Below are 21,106 nucleotides of genomic sequence, written 5' to 3' on the forward strand. Positions count from 1 at the left end.
GCATCGCTCCTTGGTGTCAATGTCATGTTAATCTAGGGCCTACCCCTTTAAAAATGGCGGGATTTTACCCTGTTTGTTTTTCACTTATGATGAAACGAGGGCTGAATGCCATTTATTAAGTTTATGCCAAACAAAAATATCTGTTAGTTAAAAACGGTGACAGTGGTCAGGAAGCTATGCTTAAAACGGATGTAATGGCATTCAAATTCGTGATTTTTTTTGAACCTTGTTGACCAATTTTTGGTGAGAGTTAATATTAGCTTTTGTTGGTCAAGATCGATGTGTGTTATTGCTACGGCGTCAAAATTGAAAAATTGCTTAATGAGAGGATACAGCGCTTTATAAATGCTTTCTTTAGCAGAAAAAGCAAGGGTGATCCCTTGGTTAAAAGGCAAGGCTGTTGCGCGTATAAGGCCTTCTTCTGTAGGATTGATAATACTTTTATAAATATCTTCACAGCTTTTTATATTGATATCATATTCAAGGTCGATGCCAAGAGCTTGAATATCCTTTGATATCGTGATGGCGCAAGCTGCAGTTTCATTTGAGTGAGTGATGCTTCCAATGACATTTTGGGGCCAGATTGGACTACGGTCTTCGGCATTGATGATGTCTTGATAGGGTAAGGCTAATTGATTGAAGCAGCATTTAGCTAAAAAGCGTCCTGCAAGGAATTCAGCTTGTCGCTTGGGGACGGCTTTTTTGAGTTTTACGGGCAGCAGAATTTGATGCTCAGTAAATAATGAAGGGGTAAACGCACTGATCTCAAACTCACATGACAGTAAAGTGATCTCATTCATATGGGGAAAGCGTTGCTGTAAAGGCGTGAGTTTTGAAAGCATAGATTGAATTCGTTTGATGAATAAATGCAAATTGTCGCACTTTTTGAGCCGCTATCAAAGGCTCAAGAAAATGATTATTTTCATGAGCCTTGTTACGTTTATTGCTTTTCCCCACAATGCTCGCAAAATTTTGCGTTGGTTTCGATAGCTTTATTACACTTATGGCAACTGTTAGCTTTTAGCGTCATGGTATTACCGCATTGCTGACAAAATTTAGCTTGAGGTGAGTTTCCTCCACCGCAACTTGGACAAAAAACACCTTGATTTTGAGGCTGTTGTACAGGCTGCTGTGGTGGTGATTGTGGGTTTTGATAGCCATAATCTTGGTTATTACCATGGTGACCGCCACCCAGTAACCCTTTTAAAAAACCACCACCTTTTCTACCGTGATGTCCCATATTGATACTCCTTTTATTGATGACGCAGTAGGCGCAATGCATTTGCGACAACGACGAGGGTTGAACCTTCATGAATGGTGACGGCAAGACCCAATCCTGCAAAACCAGTCATGGTTGCAATGAGCAGAAATGCTACCACAGAGAGAGAAATGGTTAAGTTTTGCCTAATAATTTTTTGAGCCGTTCGGCTGAGTCCTATGGCAAAAGGTAAACGATTTAAATCATCGGCCATCAGTGCGACATCGGAGGCTTCTAATGCCACATCGGTCCCCGCGCCACCCATCGCAATGCCAACTGTCGCTCTGGCCATCGCTGGAGCGTCGTTAATGCCATCTCCAACCATAGCAATATAGCCAAGATCTTTTTCTAGTTGGGTGATTTCGGTGAGTTTATCTTCTGGTAGCAAATTGGCTCTGACTTCTGATACGCCAACTTTTTTTGCAACAGCGTTAGCAACAGCACTATTATCACCTGTGAGCATGATGGTTTTTTCAAGCCCAGTTGCCATTAAGTCTTTAATGGCATCGGCAGACTCTTTTCTTACTGTATCGGCCAGTCCTATTACACCTAACCAGAGATCACCGTGTTTGACTATCATTGTAGTATAGCCTGAAGATTCGAGCTCTTTAACACAAGTTTCCACGTCATTGGGCAGAGAATCAAAAAGGCGTGTACTGCCTACATAGAGTGTTTTTCCCTCTAGTTTTCCTGACAATCCTTTGCCAGTAATAGACTGCATTTCATCAACGGCCATCAGAGTGAGTTCGCGTTTTTCTGCGAGATCGACAATCGCCTTGGCAAGAGGATGAGTACTTAAGCGTTCAAGGGATGCTGCGATTGTCAGTAAAGCTTCTTCATCAGAATGGAGAGCGCGGATACTTTGCACTTCCGGTTTTCCTTGGGTGAGGGTACCCGTTTTATCGAAGGCTATTGCCTTGATCCGTCCTAAATTTTCTAAATGCATTCCGCCTTTAATTAATACGCCTTTTTGTGCTGCTCTGGCAACGCCTGATAAGATGGCCGCTGGAGTAGCAATAGCCAAAGCACAAGGGGAAGCGGCGACGAGAATGGACATGGCTCGATAGAAAGCATCACCCCAAGCCATATTAAAAAGCGTCGGGGGAATAAAAATAAAGCCAACAACGAGTATTAGGACACTGGGAACGAAATATTTAACGAATTGATCGGTAAACCGTTGTGTGGGCGATTTTTGCGTATCGGCCTCTAGGACCATGCGCACCATACGGTTTAATGTTGTGTTCTCTGTAAGCTTAGTGACACTGACTTGTATATTGCCGTCACCGTTAATAGTGCCTGCAAACACACTATCTTGTGCTTGTTTATCAACAGGAATGGACTCACCCGTGATGGGGGCTTGATCGACTGTAGTCGTGCCATTAATAATAATGCCATCGACAGGGATATGTTGTCCTGGCTTAATAATAACAATATCGTCAAGCTGTAAACTTTCCACTGGGACTTCTTGATCTACTCCATCTCTATTGATGAGTGCGGTTTTGGGGGCGAGATCGGCCAGTGCTTTTACAGCCCGTTTAGCCTTATCCATAGCCTTGTGTTCTAAAGAGTGCCCTAAACTGAACAAAAAGAGTAATAAGGCGCCCTCAGCCCATAATCCCATTGTTGCAGCCCCAATAGCGGCAAGCAGCATCAATACGTCAATATCGAAGCGTTTTTGCATCAGGGTTTGTATACTGTCTCTGAAGGTCAACCAGCCTGCAAAAATAAAAGATGCAATGGCGAGTGCTTTTGCTAAGCCAGGGTTATAGCTGTCAATTATCCAACTGAATAACAGTAAAACACCTGACAATAGACTCATCACAAGTTCATGATTTGTTTGCCACCAGGTTTTGGTTTCGTTTTGATCCGAGAGCTTGTAGCCTAGTTTTGATATTTTCTTTGCAATACTTTTATAACTAATAGCATTACTATCAAACTCAAGTCTCAGTTGCGCTCCTGTATAGCTGACTTTAGCGGCTATGACACCTTCTAATCGCATTAATGCATGCTCAATGATGGTGGCGCAATCATTGCAATCCATTCCTTTGACATGCAAACTCATATGCTGAAATTGCTGGCTTAATTTGGCACCAGAAAGCTCAATTAATGCTTGTGTTTGCTTAAGTGTGAGTATGTCTGGGTTATAGTGAACACAGATCCCTGTTTTATCTTCACGGCGAGTGAGATGTGCTTTTTTAATACCAGAACTTGATTGAAGTAAGGCTTCAAGTTTTGCGATACACGCATCTTGATCACCGATAATATCGGGTAATACGATTTCGAGAGGGGTGAATTCGCTCTTTTGTTCCATTTCTCGCTCCAGTTTATATGCCTATATCGTTATGACTTATTGACTTAACATGTTGATAAAACTAAAGGATTAATCAAATTATGTCGTACTTTTGAGATTAACTTCTATTTAGTCATTTATTGAAATAAATTTAATCTTTAGGGTAGGATAAATATAGCAGTATTCTTTATTTTTCGATTTATAGAGCGATTCTGATTAATTTAAGACTAAAGTCGATACATGTTGAACATTTTTTTTTACATTCCAGAATGATAAAAATACAAATTGCCAATTTTATTAACTTTTTTTAATGTTTGATTGAGGAAGACATTGACGCGACCTTAAAAGGCCGCAAGAAGAGAAGGAAAAGAGAGGACGATTACTGGCATTCCCCTTTGAAAGTGGGGCCAATAATATAAGGGAAAGCAGGGGATAACTTGCCATTATCAGAGCGAGTGACTGTTATGTGATAGTGGTAACCGAGCTCATCGTGACTATGGCCATTATGTACGTCAAGGACATGTTCTCCTTGCGTCATTAACGTTTCATCCCAGTACATATCTTGATAATAAGCGCCTGCATCAAGGGAAATGGTTCCTCCTCTAAAGGGAGGTTGAAGCGTATAGGGATAACCTAAATCATACCCTATTGTGCTTGCGGGCATTGTTCCTTGGCTAGGAGCAAGTTCATTGACCATCAGGCAACTGCGTTCCCCATCACTGCAACCCACGAGAGGATCTTGGTAATCTCGAATACGCCAAGAACTTGTGACGAGTATCCCTTGTGCATGCCAAGGACCATAGATGGCGTAACCATCTTTTGCAAAGCCATAAACGGGTGAATGTTGGTCGCCTAAATCATTAACAGTGTTGGCTAAGCATTGCGAGTTGAAATGGTGATGATAATCACCATTTGCGGCATGACCACTGCAAATATCCATATCATATTGTTCAAAAACTGGGGCGTTACGTTGCCAAATATTGTTATCGACTCGAGCGTCGGACCAGTTATAAACGGATGTTCCATTGACCATATAGCCAATAGCACCGTTGCCCGTTTCACATGTTCCTGTATTAACATTGGGAGTCAGAGGAAAGTCCATGGACTTATCGATGTCGAATGGGCAATCCGGGCCTGGTGGCCAGTAACCTTCACCGCCTGTTGTATAGCAAGCACGACCGACAGGGCTGACTGTCCAGCCTATATTCTGGCCAAACTTGACTATATCGCCTTCATTCACCGTTAACCCTTGATTATTTTGAAAATCACCCCTTGGGTGTTTGGCTACCGTTTCAAGTATGGCTTGATCGATAATTACTTGATAATCAGGAATACCTGATGCAGAAACTGTGACACTGTCTCCATTGTTGGTGACGCTGTTGACATGAATGAGCGCATTGGGAATAAATTGGGAGTATTCCTGCTCGGTATTTATTATCCAGTCCTTGAGTATATCGGCGCCTGATGTGTTACCTGTATCGGTAGGGCTACCGTCAAATGTCCAGACAAATTGATGGAGATTCGGAGTGTTGGTGGATAGTACGACTCTAAAGGTATCGCTGACTGTCGTATTGCTCATTATGTTGCCGAGTTCAATATCACCGTCACCTGTGCGGATCCAAGAGTCTGGGAATTGAACTAATGTGCCTGTTACGGCATTAATGTTCTTATCTGAAGAAATAAACAGCTCATAGGTTAACACCCAATGGCCATTATCTTTTTCAATAGACCGAACTACTGAATATGCCTCAATACTGATATCAGGTGTCACATCATCAGCGAGCACAAAGGTGGGTACCATGCAAATAAACAGCATGATAAAAAAAAACCTGTAAATGAGGGGAGGGGTTCGTGATTTCAAGTTATTGGTTATGATAAAACAATATTCCATATTAATTTTCTCCATTATTTATTTTTATTACACATGATATTATTCGACCTAATTTAAATAACAATTCTAGTCAATGATCTTGTTTTTTTAGATAGTTTCTGCCTGTAAATACTTCACGCGTTATAAGTGATAAGTATTTATTTTCGTATTAATTTAAATTGTATTCTTCTGTTCCTTTTTTACTCTAGCTTAATTTTATAATGATATGTAAGTTCTGTTTGAAACTTTAACTTAATTTACATATTAAACTGTGTGATTTATGTGAATATAACATAACTGTTTATTTTTTATTAAAAAATCCTCTTTGATTTCGCAGTATCTGTTTAAACTAACTCGTTTTTTATTGATGGCTAGTTTGAAACTTTTTGTGGTTGGGATGAGTATTTAGTTTATCTAGGTAATGGCAATGATGCCCATAACTGATATTCTATTTGGATGTATTGCCCATTGTGTGTTTGATAGTTTTTAATAAACCTATTTTATATAGGAGAGAATTTGGTTTATTCTAACGGCTATTATTGATGTACAAGATGCACTTGCGATATTGAAGCAGATCAACATGATGTTGACTATAAAATAAGGAGAAGAAGATGAGAGGAATATTGAGCTATGTATTATTGTTAGTAGCAACAGTCAGCTTATTGCAGTGGTTTACAGCGTTTACTATTGAGGCAAGTCAAGACCCCACTAAAGTGGACTTAATGAATATGGATCATAGTTCAATGAAAAAGAGTAAGGCAAAAGAGCAAGCCATAAATGACAAACATTCACATGCCAATAAAATGATCCCAAAAGGTGTTATGGAACCTAAACTTGATTTGCAGCTGTTTGAAGATGTTAAGTCGGGTTATAATTTACATATTATATATGATGGGTTTGAATTAGAGTCACCTGAGTTTTTAGATTCACCCGAAGGGAAAATTGAAGGCCATGCGCATCTTTTTATCAATGGTAAAAAAATTCAGCGAGTTTATGGTGCGTATTTACATTTAGACTCAAGTTTATTTCAAGTTGGGATAAATTCCATTAGTGTGACGTTAAACAGTCACGAACATGATACTTGGTCTATTGGTGGTGAGCCCATCGTGGCTACTTATTTTATTAATACGCAAAAGACGCCTTTTATTCAACATTATTTCAGCGCCTTTCCTCTTTAAAATTTCGGTATTGGGCTGTCATTCCATGTATGAAAGGGGATATGACATCGCGGATTTTTTATGAGTATTGTGTGTCTGGACTGTTTATTCTCATGAGTTCCTGACATTAGAGGAGAGCACAGGTATAACATTCGTATGGTAAAAGAATTTAGTATTGATGACGGCTTCACTAAGAGGAAGCCGTATTAATCATCGGATTGTTTTTAATACCCACTTCCACCTGAGTTATAGAGGTTATTATGTTGATCTATGGCCCATAAGTGTTGATTGCTGCCTATTGAAATATGGCTTTTTTGACCGCCATAAATGCTTTGTTTCCAATCGTTGTTGACGCGATAATAGACGTGGTTGTCAGTGCCTACTCCCCAAATATTATTGCCTGCAGCGGCGCTAATATGAATGAGCTTACCGGGAATATGCTGCCAAGTTTTATTGGTTTGTAATTGAAAAATATCATTGTTAGCATTAGTTCCCCAGACATTGTTGGCATCAATAACACTGATTTGTTTCAAATTACCGTCAACATTGATCCATTGATGATTGTCTAGGTAGAAAATAGCGCCGCTTTGATCTAATCCCCATACTGCACCATCGGCCCCAACGGCAACAGAAGCGAGTTGACCCGGAATCTGTACCCAACCCGCTTGTCCTTGCCATTGAAAAATATGATTACTGGCATTGACGCCCCAAATATGAGTATGGTTACCTACCGAGATTTGCTTTAATTTACCAGGCACTTGATGCCATTGATTATTTTCAAAGTGAAAAATGTCATCGGCGCCATTAACGCCCCATACTTTCCCATCACTCCCCGCAGAAAGCTGTTTTAGTCCCCCTTGAATAACATCAAAAGGATTGGCGACAAATTCGACGGTGAAGGTCTCCCAGGTATACGCTTCATTTCGGTCACTGAGTATACGGCCATCGGGCTCAGCCACGATATAGTCGTTGTGGTAACTGAGTAGGGAAATGGCATCTCCATTTTGAAGACAGCGGCTTTGATGGGTATGATTTTTAAGTGTGAAGGTCTCCCAGATGTGACCAACACTGGCAATGCTATCGAGGTTACCTTGGTCATGCGCTCTGAAATAATGGCCATTTCCGCTTTTTACTGTCACTTTATCATTATGCTGCAAACAAAGTGGATTGTTATTAATGGCTTGCTTCATATTAAGAGTGAAGGTTTCCCAAATATCAGCCGTTGAACGATTGTTACCGACGACATCCGCACCGCCATTGTTCTGTGCTGCCACATAGGTATTATGATAGGTGCGCAGTGCAATGGGCATGGCGGTTTGTGCTTGAGGATCGGCTGAGTAATAGTGATTAATCCAACGTAATTTGGTGATGAGTGGGTTATGATCACTGATGCTTTGATCCATTTCTGTTTCAGTGAGCACATCAAAGCTAAATTGTGCATTGCCTCTGTAGGCGAGATGATCAACACCACTACAACGATTGGGTTTATTGGTGTTTTCACTGGCTACAGCGCCACAAGCCCATGTGAGACCTAATGTTTGGGTAAAATAGCTGCCATTATCATCATCAGCCCATTGACCATTATCGTTCCATGCATTGAAATCACCTAAAACGACGACAGGCATCCCCGCAGAGACAGTATTAATATAGTCTTTTAGTTGATTAAACTGGTTGGTTTTAACGCTGCCACCGGCGGCATCCATGTGGGTATTATAAAAATGAATAATGAGATCTTTATGGACATTAATTTCGGTAAGAGTGAAGCCCTTTTCTGTTTCGCAATCTGGGCTTGATATGGTACCGGCCAGCAGCATAGCAAAGGTACCGTAGCAATCGTTATATTTGACGTGTGTTTGACGATTGACAAATGGATATTTGGAAAGGGTACTGAGACCGTCGCCAAATGAGGTTGCTGTACCTTGAAAGTGATCGCTCATGTAAGGGTATTGTTCACTGTCAAGCCCCTGCCTTAAAGCGGCATTTCTGACCCAGTTCTCTTGCAGCCCGATAATATCCCAACCACTGTTATTAATTTGCGTTTGAACAAGCTCGGTTGCTTGAGCATTGGAGATCCCAGCGATTTGTTCAGGAAATCCTTTGATATTGAAAGTGGCGAAGGTGATTTCTCCCGTGTGTTCAGCAAGATCTCTTGGTGTTTGGTACACTTGGCTATTTGAATGACTAAAGCCAACTTGAGTGGTCGCTTCCCTTATTAATTCGATATAACCTCTTGCATCATTAGCCGTGTCGTTAAGCCAATCGACAATGTCATCGAACCAATTTGCATGAGCGTGAGGAGTAACGCTTATACACATTAAGGTGAGTATGAGCTTCATTAACCGTATTTTCATTTTATATCCTTATATAATATTAAACTTGTTCATTTATAATCAAACTAATATTGTGAATATTAAAATGTTGCTTTTAATATTTAATTAAACCCGAACAAGTTAAACAGCATTGTTAATCTATACAAGGAGGGATAAAATATCTTTGTATGCTATACGCCATTAAATATTGTGTTTTATTAATGAATTAGAGTTTTATTTTGGTTGGTTGAATCTCATTCTCAATTAAGTTTGGCTAGTTGTCCTAGCAATAAAGTTTATTTTAATCTTAATGTTATTAAATTAAGTTAATAAAAGGTTGTTATTATTTAATGACACCAACTCTCTTTCGGCGCAGGGAGCTTTCTTCCAAGTTGTTTATTGATGAGAACATAAGATAAATTTGTTCCATCAATATACATTGTGGCCCAGAGTACGTTATTTTTATCATGTTGTTGTTTATCGAGTAATATGACTTTTGCATTTTTTAAGTATTCGGTAACGAATGCTTTAGCCTTTAATGCTAAATTTGTTTCTTTAGCGCATTGTCCATTAAGGGAGGGAGTATAAATACCATTGAGGCGGATTTGGGTATTTGTATGATCTTCAGGAAGATAGGCACTAAAGTGATCGGCACTATAAATCGCCGTTATTTTTGCGGGTTGGGTTTCAGTATGGAGTGGGACAGCCATCACTGTTTTTACAATGAAATAAAAGAAGCATATAAGTGTAAAGCGTGTCGTTAACATATATCAATTCCAATATTTTTATGCTTTTATAAGTGTTACTGGGATCCTTTTATTATGCAAATTTAAATAGGTAATGAATAATGGTAAATCAATTGGAACGGGTATTGAAAACACCGGTGCAGTCCAATGGACTGACTTTATCGACTTTAGTTCAAGGCTATTGGCGCTTAGGTGAGTGGGACTTATCTGCTCAGGAGTGTTTGTCTTTTATTCAATCACATTTAGCGCTTGGGATCAGCAGTGTGGATCATGCCCATGTTTATGGCAATCCTCCTTGTGAGCAGTTATTTGGTCAAGCCCTCAAGCTGAAAAAAGGCCTAAGAGATGAGCTAGAGATTATCTCTAAGTGTGGTATTGTGCCAAGCCAAGCCGGCACAATTGGCCATTACAATTTCAGTCAAAAGGTTATTTTTTCTCAGGTGGAAAATTCATTAAGATTATTGGGTACCGATTATCTTGATGTATTGTTATTACACAGACCTGATTACCTGATGGATGCTGACGAGGTTGCCAGTACTTTTTCATTATTAAAAAAACAAGGTAAAGTGAAGTATTTTGGCGTATCAAATTTTACTGCTGCGCAATTCTTATTACTGCAATCACGCTTAGATTTTCCTTTAGTGACCAATCAAATTGAAATGAATCCGTTAAATTTATCCGTATTTGATTCGGGGGTATTAGAAGAGCTACAAAGAGTCGCCTGCCGTCCTATGGCGTGGTCTTGTCTGGCGGGAGGGGCGATTTTTAATCTTGATAATCCACAAAGTGTCAGAGTGAAGCAAGTACTCGACGCATTGGTTGAAGAACTTAATGCTGATTCGATTGAGCAGGTTGTGTATGCATGGGTAATGCGGCATCCCTGCGCCCCATTACCTGTGTTAGGCAGTGGTAATATTGTTAGAACAACACTGGCTGTGGAGTCATTATCATTATCACTTAATCATGAGCAATGGTATCGAGTATGGTGTGCTTCTAAGGGACAACCTGTCCCTTAGAAGGTTTTTAGCGAGTACTAAAACCTTTTTTATTAATAAAGTCTTTCATAAAAGGCCTCGCTTCTTTATTGAGTGCCGTGGTGATTTGTTCTGACCAAGACATGTCTTTAGCGCCCTGAGTTCGATGTCGATAATACTCTCGTGTTTGTTCGTCATAGTCACTTAAAACTTGTCTGTTTAATTCAGGTTGATAGCTTTCTTGGTGAACAACAAGAGATTGTGGCAATCGAGGTTTTATCTCGGGGTTTTGATCGGGATAACCTAGACAAAGGCCAAAAAGTGGAATGACATGAGAGGGCATGGCCAATAGTTCGGAAACGGCTTGTGGGTTGTTTCTTATGCCACCAATATAGACTCCCCCTAGCCCTAGTGATTCTGCTGCTAGGAGCGCATTTTGTGCCATCAATGCTGCATCAATAGCCCCAATCAATGTTTGTTCTGTAAAGCCTAATTGAGCGTCAGGGTGAATGTGTTTATGGCGATTAAAATCGGCACAAAAAACAAAAAACTCAGCAGCTGATGCCACATAGTTTTGCCCGCCAGCTAATTGGGCCAAGGTTTTTCTAGTGTCTGACTGTGTGATCCGTATGATACTGACACATTGTATAAAGCTAGATGTAGAGGCGGCAATAGCACAATTTAAAATAGTGGTGAGTAATGCTTCATCGATCGTTTGTTGAGTGAACTTTCGTATTGAGCGATGAGCAAGGATAGTGTCAATGGTGTGATTCATAAGAGACCTTATTCTAAATGTTAACAGTATAAATAAAAACATAAGAAGGATAACGATATAATTTATCTTTTAAAATCAATTTACTATACTTTTCTTATTTTTCACAAACAGCAGTATAGTACAAAAGTATTAGTTGTCTTTTTATTTATAGCTATATGGGTAGGTAAACATTCATACTTTAGGATGATGTTGATGAGTGGTTGCGGTATTAACATTATGTATACATTGGTTGCAAAGGGTTGGCATTCATTATGTACTTACTTATTTTTTACGTCTTATATCGCTGCCGGACTTTCATTATGTTGATGACGTTAACATGGGCTGGAATGTCAATTTATTCTGCTATAGGGCCGGAGGATATACCAAAATCAGTGATAAATGAAGCGGGTATGCTTCAAACAAGTTCTTTGATAAAGTCAGACACCATTAATGCTAGGAATAATTCCAATCGATTGACTTACAACACAGAAAGTAATAAAGATACGTTTCGTTAAAGGGCTATGTCAAACATTGTGCATCACAATCGTACGAGATTACAAATACACCTTTTTTTGAGCGTTGCGAATCGTGTTTTTGATTAGGAGGGGTTGAGTTTAAGCTGCTTTACTGGGCTCAATAATAAAGTAAGTCCATCTATGGGGTGTTGGAAACCAACCTTATACACAAATTGCCTTCTTTAAAGCGATAAATCATTATTGAAAATGCTTCTCCATCTGCAATGGTCTGAAATTTCAACGTTAATTCGTCATTTACCGCACTCCATTGACCTTTTTCTTGTTTGGCACGGGTATGCTGGCAATAGGGGAGTAACTTTAGTGACTCTTTTTTATGTTGCCATAGAGATGATATGTCACTTGACTTGAAAGGTGATTTATTAGAGTTTTGTAAGGTACTTCATTCAGTACAATAAGAATAATAATGACATTTATATAAGGATATATAATGAAAAAAAGCGTCTTAATATTATCTACTTTCATGTGTCTATGTCACTTTAGTGTGGCTATTGCTCATGATGCATCAAGGCAGGTGAATAAATTGTTTCGTCAAGCGGTAAAAGCAGAATCTATACCTGGGCTCAGTGTGGCGGTCGCGGATCATTCTGGGATGTGGGCTCGCGGTTTTGGTTATGCCGATTTAGAGCATAAAGTCCCAATGACGAGCAAAACTAAACTTCGAATTGGTAGTGTTGCAAAAGTATTTACTGCCGCAGCGTTAATGCGTTTATATGAACAAGGCTACGTCGATTTTAATGCTGATATTCGTGAAGCCGTTCCTCAGTGGCCTGCAAGGCATGCTGAAATCACTTTATCTGATCTTGTGAGCCATACTTCAGGTATTCGCCATTATGTGTCATTAGAAGAATTTTATTCAAACGTGGAATATGCCAGTACGCTTGATGCGCTCAATATCTTTAAAGATGATGATTTATTATTTACTCCTGGAACGGACATTAAATATTCAACTTATGCTTGGACATTGATCAGTGCCGCGATGGAAAGTGTAGTAGAGGGTAAAAACTTTAAGCAAATTATGGCTGAGGAAGTGTTTACCCCGCTTAATATGGCAGACACTGATTTTGATGATAATGGACCGATCATTGCCCATCGCCAACGTGCCTATTCTTATATAAATGGAGAGTTAATCAATTCTCCTGAAGTGAATGCAAGTTATAAATATGCTGGCGGGGGCATGTTATCCACGCCGACCGATGTAGTGACATTTGCGATGGCGCATATTAATAAGGGATTTTTAACGTCAGACTCATTGGCAATGCTGTTTGAAGAAAAAATATTGGTAGATAATATTGCGACAGGTGTGGGTATTGGTTGGTTCATTGGTTTTGGGCAATATTTAGAAGCACTTGAACAGGATAACGGTGAGAAAAACAAAGGGTATTCAGACTTACTTCGTATCATGAATGAACACCCTCATTCTGTTATGCACAGTGGAGGGAGTGTGGGGGGGGAAAGTATGCTCATTTTATGTTTGGAACATGAGCATGCGGTGGCAGTGGTTAAAAATGTCGATTCAAGTCCTGATGCCGATACTTTTTCACTGGCACTGCGGAGTTTAGATGCTTTTTATTGATCCTATAGAATTTTTTTCGTTATCTGTCAGTTTTTCGTTTTAAATTGCGTGAATATTGTGTAAGTTTGTAGCGTAAATGTTAACGGGGATGAATGAGAGGGAATTTTGGAGAAAAAAATAAGAGAGGATCTAACTTATTGTGAAATGATCATGATGAAGGAGTTACTTTCTGAGCGTGGAGGGATTGTCAGTCGCGATCGCCTGAGTATGGCGGCATTTGGCGAAGTTTTTAATAAACATAATCGACGCATTGATGTGCGGATCAGTCGGTTACGTAAAAAGTTGCCTCTTAATCAAGATGGTAAATCTAAAATCAAGTCCGTGAGTGGTGAAGGTTATGCGTACATAGATGATGACTGGCTGTCTCAGCATTTAGGTCAGCTTGGTTAGAAAGGGGCTTACTCGAGTCATTTAAGTATTAATGCTATCCAATCTGAATCTGTTGAGTCCTATTCTGAAAGCGATTTAAGTGATTTAAATCGCTTGTCTTTCTTTTCTATGCGCTATAGAAAAGCCTCAGTGTATGAAGCTGAGGCTTAACGGCCGTTAGGCCCAGAACGGAAGTGAATCGTTCTTGTTAAACTTTAGTCTAGTTTGAAAATAGGTCAAATTGACCATCATTTCATTTTAATTAGTCATCTAACCAGATGAAAAATTAATTTTTGACTTTTAAGTGTTTTATTATGATGCTTTGGCTTTCATTTTTTCATAGAGAGCATCTTTCAGTACTGAGCGTTCGTGTTTAAGTTGGTGCATAGTGTCGTCGCTGACGGGAGAGTCTTTGAGTTCGAGTCGTCTAATTTCAAGATCAAGTTCATGATAGCGGGTAGCTTTGTTAGAAAAATCTTTATCTTCGTTATTGAGGGTTGAAATTGCATCTCTGTATTCTGGAAAATCAAAAATAAGGGCGTGACTTTCTCCTAACATAATCACCTCTTTCATTGTGGTATTGAGCGTTGATTGATGGGGATGGTCTTTTTCTAGAGTATAGAACTCAGTGAGTCATTTTGCGTGTAAAGGCGCAATCTTTTTGTTAAACCTAAAGTGGCATAAATGCGTGTTCAATGCCACACTTAAACGTTGTGAATATATAACGAGCTTTAAGTACACATCCAATTATCGCTATTTCAAGATAGGTCGTTTTTCAAGGAAGAGGATAAGGCTATGGAACAAGATACGTCTCTCAATTTTGCGCACCCTTCATTACCTCAAGATGATACTCAACTTCAGCAAGCGTTAAGGGAGCAAACCTTAATCAATCAGCAGTCGTTATATCAATGGAATGATCATTCCCCTAATTTATCTCAAGTGCCATTAGCGCTCAAGGTGCCGAGTCAAGATGAACCCACATTAGAATGGAAGGGATTGGTGACTATTGCGGTTGCAGAGGTGAGTGTCAACTTACTCGCTGTGCTGGCAGGTTTACCATTAAGTGATGAAAACAAAAATAAATATCACCAACTACAACAAAGTTATCAGTTGATTGCGCCGGTTGTTGAGCAGTTAAAGCAGCATCGAATGGATGGTGGAAAACCTGAGCCGCTGTCTTTATGGCATTCGTTAACGCACTTTTTCCATCATGAAGAAACGGAGATAAGCGACATCATTGGTAATATAAAGCAGTTTGCTTGGCATGAAGTGAAGAAAAGCCACCATTTGATGCAAGATATTTTACAAGCATTAGAAGCGGACTTATCACAATCTGGCCAATCAATTGAAGCTTATCAAGACTTATTTAAGACGCTAGCCTTACCGTTAATTGCAAAAGATCCTAAGAGCGATGCTAATTTTGCTTATTTACACATCGCTGGCCCCAATCCTATGTTGTTTCAATATATTGCTAGTATTCCTGTGAACTGCTCATTGAATAATGAGGATATTGCCCATTTGTTGGCAACAGGGGACAGTTTAGCGGCTGCCCTTGACGATCATCGCGTGTACATGTGTGATTATCAGGCCTTAGAAACATTGAGCGAAAATACGGGAGAGACCTTATCGAGGGCAAAATACCTGGCTGCGCCGATGGCTTTTTTTGTATTGACACCCGACAGACAAACCTTGTTGCCTGTTGCCATTCAATTAGGGCAAGCCCCCAACTCTAGTCGACTCGTGGTGCCCAAGGCCTTGGTTCTTCAGTCAGTTCCGTCAGAGCAGAATGTGGATTATGCTTGGGAACAAGCCAAATCTGTGGTGAATGATGCCGATGGTAATTATCATGAATTAGTGGTCCATTTAGGCCGTACACACTTAGTGGAAGAAGCCTTTACCGTGGCGACTCACAGGCAGCTCGCGCCGCAGCATCCCATTAATCGCTTATTATTACCTCATTTTGAAGGCACCTTATTTATCAATGCCGCGGCCCAAAGCAGTTTGATTGCCCCTAATGGTCCTATCGATCGAATTTTTGCGGGAAAAATCCAAGCCACGCAGGATACGGCCATTGATTATCGATTGTCGTTTGATTTTCAAGCCAGTATGTTACCCATTGAATTAGAAAAACGAGGCGTCAATCAGCGAGAGTTATTGCCTTTCTTTCCTTATCGTGATGATGCGACACGGGTGTGGGGAGCCATTAACCAATGGGCGGCGGATTATATTGCGCTGTATTACGCCAATGATAATGCGGTGTGTAATGACACTGAGCTACAAGCTTGGCATAAAGAGGTTAGCCAGTTAGGTAAAATTTACAATATTCCAGCCCTTAACGATAAAGAGAGCTTACGTGATGTATTGACCATGATCATGTTCACGGCCAGTGCGCAACATGCGGCGGTAAATTTTCCCCAAAAGAGCCTCATGTCGTTTTCGCCAGCCATTACGGGGGCGCAGTGGCGGAATATTAGTCAGCCTGCTACCGATAATACCGAGTGGCTCAATGGCATGCCGCCCTTGGTGCTGGCGTTAGAGCAACAGCTGGTGCTCACATTACTGGGCTCTGTGTACTATCGGCCATTAGGGGAGTATAAAGAAAATACGTTCCCTTACTTATCGTGGTTTAAGGATGAGCGTGTCACCAAAAAAGGCGGACCATTAGCGCAGTTTAATGACAATCTTAAACAAGTGGAAGCGCATATTCAGCGAGATATTAATGAGCGCCAACATGTGTTTGCGCAATTAGCGCCCTATGATTATCTCTTGCCGAGTAAAATACCAACAAGTATTAATATTTAGTCCATTAGCTATTGAGCTTGAGATAAATAGTGGGCTAAATAATGAGATAAAGAGTGGGTTAAATGGTGAGTTATTTATTTCTTCTCATGGGTAACCCCCTTTTATAGAATGATGAATAAAAGGGGGGTTATTGGCAGTACTTCAGGTTTCTAGGCAGGTGACATTCTTAATGTGATTATTTAACTGCAAGTTCGGCTTCCTTGCCATCCGCTCATAGCAATCATCTTGTGATTTTCGACTTGAAGTCTGAGGCATATAGATGCATTCACACTGGGGGGTAAAGCGAAGAGTAAAGCACAGAGGAAATGCCAAAGAGTATTGGTTTTCTTCGAGTTGTGCTCATAGGTATAAAATATGCTGATGAATGGAAAGTGAAGTCATCCTGAAAAAAGATAAATCCTATTAACTATTGTAACTCTTTGGTATTATTGTCTCTTTTTTAGGGATGAGAAGCATGGCAAAGGCTGCTTTCAAAAAGTTTATAGGGTACTACATTGGGGCTATCGTGCTTCTCTTGCATTTAGCGGGTTATATTTTTTTTATAACTGATGTCTTAGAATTACCTTTAGAGGCTCGTGATTATGTGTTGTTTCTTGCTGCCGTCATGGGACTAAGTGGTGTTTTATTATCTCAGGTAATGTTTAATCGGCGTCATATTGAGGCACAAGAACGGATGGACGCCAGACAGCGAGCAGATCATCAATTGGAAATACAAAAGCAAGAAAAGCAGCATGAGCATGACTGGGAACGCGAAAGAGAAGCTAAGCAGCTAGAGAAGAAAGAAGAGGTAGTTGGATTAATATTTAAAAATATTTCACATTTAAATAGTATTAGAGATGTTTTTGATGATCATGTTGATTTTGATACTGGTGAGGTTATTTTGATTATTTCAAATAGAATGATTTTAGATATAATAAAGTTTAAAGACAATGTAATAATAGGTAATGCTTTAGTTGCGTTATATTTTCCTAATGTCGAATATGAAAAATGTTGCGAAAAGATTGATAATGAAGTGCTTGAAATTTTAACTTATGTTCGTTTATTACAGGGCGCGGAAGAATCGAAAGATATGATAGAGAGCACTATCAATAAAATAACGAATATACTTCAGATGTTGACTTTTTTAAAAAACTCCTTGCTAGGACTCCCGAGCAAATATATTTCTATATTAGAAATTCCAGCTTCAGTGCAAGCTCCAACTCCCCAAGAAGCCGCTTAGCTTCATTTTTCATTTGTTGATATATTCTTCGCACAGACAATATGCATAGACTAAATAAAAAGACGATTCTATCGTCTAAGCTCTAAAACCCAGCCTAAGGTATGCCACTCCCCCCGTTTGTGGCATACAGGGCGATTTAAACAGGGTTTAAACACGGTTACATGCGTTGACCTGAACCTGTTTTTCTTTTATTTTGACTTTTAACAAAAAATTAAGATGGTAATTCAGGTTTCGCTCATATTGAAACCTGTTTTTTAGGGATGAAAAGCATGCTCAAATCTGTTGTTAAACGTTACTGGGGATATTACGTTGGGGCCATATTGATTCTATTGCATTTAGCTGCCTTTATTTTTTTGATTGCATATGGCTTGAATAGATTGGGATTACAGTTAGAGGCAAGGGATTACATCTTATTTGTTTCTGCTTTATTGGGTTTTTCTTCAATTGTGGTCTCACAGCTCTGGATGGATAAAAGACAAAAAGAGGATCACCTATTAGAGATACAAAAACAAGAACAGCAGCATGAACATGATTGGAAGAGGGAAATTGAAGCTAAATTAATAAATAAAAAAGAAGAAGCATATACCCTTCTTAATAGTAGTATTTCTAATTTAGATAAAGTATATGCTTTAAATAATAATATGCAACAAGTAATGTTTAAGTTAGAAGAAAAAGAAATGGCCTTATTCGATTTGAAAAAAATAGAAAACCAAATTTTTTTGTTGATTTGTATATTAGAGACATTTTTTAACGAAGAAGATTTAATTGATGGATGTTATAAAATTAAGATTGAAGTAGCAAAGGTTGGAATAAACTTGAGAGAGATGTATGGCAAGATGCATGAATATGAAAAGGATTTTTTTATAAGTAAAAAAAAGGAAATACTTAATGAGATTGGGTGGTTAAGAACCGAATTGCTCCTAACATTACAGGAGGTTTTATGTTTTTCAAATAAATATACTGCAAGTTGGTAATGAGAACGTTATTATTTCTTTTAACTAATTTTTAATTTTAAGATTTTTTTGGCGAGAATATTTTATTTTTTATAGTGCTCTCCTGAAACCTTTCCAATCCATCCCCCACGGTTTTTTTTGCACCATGGCAACATGATTTCTTCATTGCCGTGTGTGTATGTTTCAACTTGCCGCCCTCACCAGTAGCGTAACATTTACCCTTGAACAGAACGAAGACGGCTACATTCAAGCCTTGCCTGACGGAGCCTTTAATGCCGTAGATGGCCGCCCCCGTGACGTGGTGGGTGGCAAGTGGTTAATGGACGCCACCGCCTTTGCCGCCATGCAAGCCAACACGCCGCACCAAGCGGGGGATTTGGTCATAGATTATGAGCACCAAACCTTAAACAAAGAGAAGAACGGCCAGCCCGCCCCCGCCGCAGGCTTTTTTAATATCAAAGACATTCAGTATCGTGAAGGCCAAGGCTTATTTATTAAGCCGGACTTTAACGATAAGGCGCAGGCCCACTTAAGCGGCAAGGAATACAAATACTTCTCGCTGGTGTTTGGTTACGACACAGACACGGGCCGCCCGCAATACATCCACAGCGGCGCGCTCACCAACCGCCCCGGCGTCGATGGCATGTTACCGCTGGCGAGCCTGAGTGCGGAAATCAGTGCCGAAATTAATATCAATACCCCCCCTCAACAAGGAGACACTCCCGTGAATGAAACCCTAAAAAAGCTACTCATGAAACTGGGAATAGAGATTAGCGATCCCAATGGAACCCTCAGTGATGAGCAGGCCACCGCCGCCCTCAGCGCCTTGGACAGCTTAGTGACGCAAGCGGCTGAGGTGCAGCCGCTGAAAACCCAAGTGGTCGCCCTGACCGCACAAACTCAAGCCGCCGCAGGGACTCATACCCAAGCCGCAGGCGCTCATACACAAACAGTGGATTTAACCCAGTATGTGCCCATCGCCACCTTTAATGCCCTGCGTGAGCAATTGGTAAGCCTGAGCGCCGAGAATGGCCAATTGACCATAGAGCAAGCGGTCAAAGACGCGCTGGACGGGGGCAAGGTGCTGGCCTGTGAAGAAGACTATTTATTGCAGCTAGGCAAGCAACAAGGCATGGCGGCGCTCAGTGCGCACCTAGAGAGTCGCCAGCCCATTGCCGCACTCACCACCAAGCAGACCACCACCGTGACCCCGCCCAATCACGAACAGCAAGACAAAACCGCCATGGCCGCGCTGTCCAGCGAAGAGATGGCAATGGCGGATTCGTGGGGCATGTCACACGACGAATTTAAAGCAGCCAAAAAGGATGACAAATAATGGCCATTATTAATGCCGCAAGCCTCAATGCATTGCGCACTATGGTGCGCAGTGAGTTCCAAAAAGCACTGGTGAATAACGACCCCAGCTATAAAAAAATTGCATCAGTGGTGCCGTCTAACACCAAATCCAATACCTATGGCTGGCTGGGTAGCATGCCTGCCTTTCGTGAGTGGATTGGCGACAGGGTGATCAACTCCATTAAAGAGCACGGTTACAGCATCACTAACCGCACGTTCGAGAACACTATTGGCATTAATCGTGATGATGTTGAAGATGACACCTTAGGCATTTATGCCCCCATGGTGCAGTCATTAGCGCAAGAGGGGCAAGAGTTCCCCAACGAGCTAGTGTATGAGCTACTGGCCAATGCATTTACCACCGCTTGTTATGATGGGCAAAACTTCTTTGATGCGGATCATCCCGTCAATAGCAAACACGACGGCACAGGCACAGATACCTCTGTCTCTAACGTGCTCATTGATGAGGCGTACACGGGCAAGCCTTGGTACTTGATGGACACAACACGCCCACTCAAGCCGCTGATTTTTCAAGAGCGTCGCAAGCTGGCGTTAAATACTCTGTTTAATCCCACCGATCCTGCGGTCTGGGTGCGCAATGAGTTTCAGTTTGGTGCGGACTTGCGCTGTGAATCCGGCTTTGGCTTTTGGCAGCTGGCGTTCGCGGGCAAGATTGAACTGAATGCCACTAATTTGTGGAAGGCAAATTCTGCCATGAAAGCCTTTACTCGCGATGGCGGCAAGAAGCTCAAAGTCAGGCCAAATCTGTTAGTGGTGTCATCGGATGATGAAGAAAAAGCCACCAAGTTGCTTACCCGTGACTTTATTGATGAGAACGGCACCACAGTGAATAACGAGCTTAAGGGCAAGTTTGAGCTGTTAGTGGTTGCTGAGCTGTAAGTCAATGAGCAAGCATAAAATGAGTAAGTTATGGAGAGAA

The 21,106-nt window shown here is 40.6% G+C and carries 17 protein-coding genes; 9 read left to right on the forward strand and 8 right to left on the reverse strand.

Going from position 1 to position 21,106, the window contains the following annotated elements:
• Positions 1–143 precede the first annotated feature (143 nt).
• The 4 genes from Q0779_RS03700 to Q0779_RS03715 all read right to left on the reverse strand — a co-directional run bounded on the left by Q0779_RS03700 (position 144) and on the right by Q0779_RS03715 (position 5,364).
• Positions 144–842, reverse strand: a complete 699-nt coding sequence (locus Q0779_RS03700) for a 4'-phosphopantetheinyl transferase (protein ID WP_298769643.1) — start codon at positions 840–842, stop codon at positions 144–146.
• Between the two features lie 98 nt (positions 843–940).
• A complete protein-coding gene (locus Q0779_RS03705; protein WP_298769646.1) occupies positions 941–1,240 on the reverse strand; it encodes a zinc ribbon domain-containing protein in 300 nt (99 codons plus the stop codon).
• A 13-nt stretch (positions 1,241–1,253) separates the two neighbouring features.
• Positions 1,254–3,569, reverse strand: a complete 2,316-nt coding sequence (locus Q0779_RS03710) for a heavy metal translocating P-type ATPase (protein ID WP_298769648.1) — start codon at positions 3,567–3,569, stop codon at positions 1,254–1,256.
• Between the two features lie 358 nt (positions 3,570–3,927).
• Positions 3,928–5,364: a YHYH protein gene (locus tag Q0779_RS03715; protein ID WP_298769650.1), complete on the reverse strand. Its 1,437-nt coding sequence runs from the start codon at positions 5,362–5,364 to the stop codon at positions 3,928–3,930.
• Positions 5,365–6,029: 665 nt separating this feature from the next.
• On the opposite strand from Q0779_RS03715, the gene Q0779_RS03720 reads away from it, so the two are divergent.
• The gene (locus Q0779_RS03720) at positions 6,030–6,596 is read left to right on the forward strand and encodes a hypothetical protein (RefSeq protein ID WP_298769651.1); all 567 of its coding nucleotides are present in this window, start codon (positions 6,030–6,032) and stop codon (positions 6,594–6,596) included.
• A 203-nt stretch (positions 6,597–6,799) separates the two neighbouring features.
• Here Q0779_RS03720 and Q0779_RS03725 read toward each other — a convergent pair whose 3' ends face one another.
• Positions 6,800–8,926 (reverse strand): tectonin domain-containing protein, encoded by a 2,127-nt coding sequence (locus Q0779_RS03725; protein WP_298769652.1) that lies wholly within the window; start codon positions 8,924–8,926, stop codon positions 6,800–6,802.
• Positions 8,927–9,231: 305 nt separating this feature from the next.
• Entirely contained in the window at positions 9,232–9,651 is a 420-nt protein-coding gene (locus Q0779_RS03730; protein WP_298769653.1) for a thermonuclease family protein, read from the reverse strand.
• A gap of 80 nt (positions 9,652–9,731) precedes the next feature.
• Here Q0779_RS03730 and Q0779_RS03735 point away from each other — a divergent pair, with 80 nt between their 5' ends.
• Positions 9,732–10,646, forward strand: coding sequence for an aldo/keto reductase (locus Q0779_RS03735; protein WP_298769654.1), 915 nt, complete (start codon positions 9,732–9,734; stop codon positions 10,644–10,646).
• Between the two features lie 7 nt (positions 10,647–10,653).
• Here Q0779_RS03735 and nfsA read toward each other — a convergent pair whose 3' ends face one another.
• The gene (gene nfsA, locus Q0779_RS03740) at positions 10,654–11,379 is read right to left on the reverse strand and encodes an oxygen-insensitive NADPH nitroreductase (protein WP_298769655.1); all 726 of its coding nucleotides are present in this window, start codon (positions 11,377–11,379) and stop codon (positions 10,654–10,656) included.
• Positions 11,380–12,321: 942 nt separating this feature from the next.
• On the opposite strand from nfsA, the gene Q0779_RS03745 reads away from it, so the two are divergent.
• Positions 12,322–13,467, forward strand: coding sequence for a serine hydrolase (locus tag Q0779_RS03745; protein ID WP_298769657.1), 1,146 nt, complete (start codon positions 12,322–12,324; stop codon positions 13,465–13,467).
• 105 nt (positions 13,468–13,572) lie between these two features.
• On the forward strand, positions 13,573–13,857 hold the full coding sequence (locus Q0779_RS03750; protein WP_298769659.1) for a helix-turn-helix domain-containing protein: 285 nt from the start codon (positions 13,573–13,575) through the stop codon (positions 13,855–13,857).
• Positions 13,858–14,148: 291 nt separating this feature from the next.
• On the opposite strand, the gene Q0779_RS03755 is transcribed toward Q0779_RS03750, so the two are convergent.
• Entirely contained in the window at positions 14,149–14,394 is a 246-nt protein-coding gene (locus Q0779_RS03755) for a YdcH family protein (protein WP_298769661.1), read from the reverse strand.
• A 237-nt stretch (positions 14,395–14,631) separates the two neighbouring features.
• Here Q0779_RS03755 and Q0779_RS03760 point away from each other — a divergent pair, with 237 nt between their 5' ends.
• From Q0779_RS03760 to Q0779_RS03780, 5 genes are all read left to right on the forward strand, one after another.
• Positions 14,632–16,638: a lipoxygenase family protein gene (locus Q0779_RS03760; RefSeq protein WP_298769663.1), complete on the forward strand. Its 2,007-nt coding sequence runs from the start codon at positions 14,632–14,634 to the stop codon at positions 16,636–16,638.
• Positions 16,639–17,092: 454 nt separating this feature from the next.
• A complete protein-coding gene (locus Q0779_RS03765) occupies positions 17,093–17,857 on the forward strand; it encodes a hypothetical protein (RefSeq protein WP_298769665.1) in 765 nt (254 codons plus the stop codon).
• Positions 17,858–18,126: 269 nt separating this feature from the next.
• Entirely contained in the window at positions 18,127–18,831 is a 705-nt protein-coding gene (locus Q0779_RS03770) for a hypothetical protein (RefSeq protein WP_298769667.1), read from the forward strand.
• Positions 18,832–18,988: 157 nt separating this feature from the next.
• Positions 18,989–20,146: a phage protease gene (locus Q0779_RS03775; RefSeq protein WP_298769669.1), complete on the forward strand. Its 1,158-nt coding sequence runs from the start codon at positions 18,989–18,991 to the stop codon at positions 20,144–20,146.
• Positions 20,146–21,066 (forward strand): Mu-like prophage major head subunit gpT family protein, encoded by a 921-nt coding sequence (locus tag Q0779_RS03780; RefSeq protein ID WP_298769671.1) that lies wholly within the window; start codon positions 20,146–20,148, stop codon positions 21,064–21,066. Before Q0779_RS03775 ends, Q0779_RS03780 begins: the two co-directional genes overlap by 1 nt.
• Positions 21,067–21,106: the final 40 nt, after the last annotated feature.

The sequence above is a fragment of the uncultured Shewanella sp. genome (assembly GCF_947491715.1).
Lineage (GTDB): Bacteria > Pseudomonadota > Gammaproteobacteria > Enterobacterales > Shewanellaceae > Shewanella.

Bases quoted from the DNA above. Each gene is read 5' to 3' on its own strand.
- Q0779_RS03700 (WP_298769643.1), bottom strand. From the start codon at position 842: ATGCTTTCAAAACTCACGCCTTTACAGCAACGCTTTCCCCATATGAAT.
- Q0779_RS03705 (WP_298769646.1), bottom strand. From the start codon at position 1,240: ATGGGACATCACGGTAGAAAAGGTGGTGGTTTTTTAAAAGGGTTACTG.
- Q0779_RS03710 (WP_298769648.1), bottom strand. From the start codon at position 3,569: ATGGAACAAAAGAGCGAATTCACCCCTCTCGAAATCGTATTACCCGAT.
- Q0779_RS03715 (WP_298769650.1), bottom strand. From the start codon at position 5,364: ATGCTGTTTATTTGCATGGTACCCACCTTTGTGCTCGCTGATGATGTG.
- Q0779_RS03720 (WP_298769651.1), top strand. From the start codon at position 6,030: ATGAGAGGAATATTGAGCTATGTATTATTGTTAGTAGCAACAGTCAGC.
- Q0779_RS03725 (WP_298769652.1), bottom strand. From the start codon at position 8,926: ATGAAAATACGGTTAATGAAGCTCATACTCACCTTAATGTGTATAAGC.
- Q0779_RS03730 (WP_298769653.1), bottom strand. From the start codon at position 9,651: ATGTTAACGACACGCTTTACACTTATATGCTTCTTTTATTTCATTGTA.
- Q0779_RS03735 (WP_298769654.1), top strand. From the start codon at position 9,732: ATGGTAAATCAATTGGAACGGGTATTGAAAACACCGGTGCAGTCCAAT.
- nfsA (WP_298769655.1), bottom strand. From the start codon at position 11,379: ATGAATCACACCATTGACACTATCCTTGCTCATCGCTCAATACGAAAG.
- Q0779_RS03745 (WP_298769657.1), top strand. From the start codon at position 12,322: ATGAAAAAAAGCGTCTTAATATTATCTACTTTCATGTGTCTATGTCAC.
- Q0779_RS03755 (WP_298769661.1), bottom strand. From the start codon at position 14,394: ATGTTAGGAGAAAGTCACGCCCTTATTTTTGATTTTCCAGAATACAGA.
- Q0779_RS03760 (WP_298769663.1), top strand. From the start codon at position 14,632: ATGGAACAAGATACGTCTCTCAATTTTGCGCACCCTTCATTACCTCAA.
- Q0779_RS03765 (WP_298769665.1), top strand. From the start codon at position 17,093: ATGGCAAAGGCTGCTTTCAAAAAGTTTATAGGGTACTACATTGGGGCT.
- Q0779_RS03770 (WP_298769667.1), top strand. From the start codon at position 18,127: ATGCTCAAATCTGTTGTTAAACGTTACTGGGGATATTACGTTGGGGCC.
- Q0779_RS03775 (WP_298769669.1), top strand. From the start codon at position 18,989: ATGTTTCAACTTGCCGCCCTCACCAGTAGCGTAACATTTACCCTTGAA.
- Q0779_RS03780 (WP_298769671.1), top strand. From the start codon at position 20,146: ATGGCCATTATTAATGCCGCAAGCCTCAATGCATTGCGCACTATGGTG.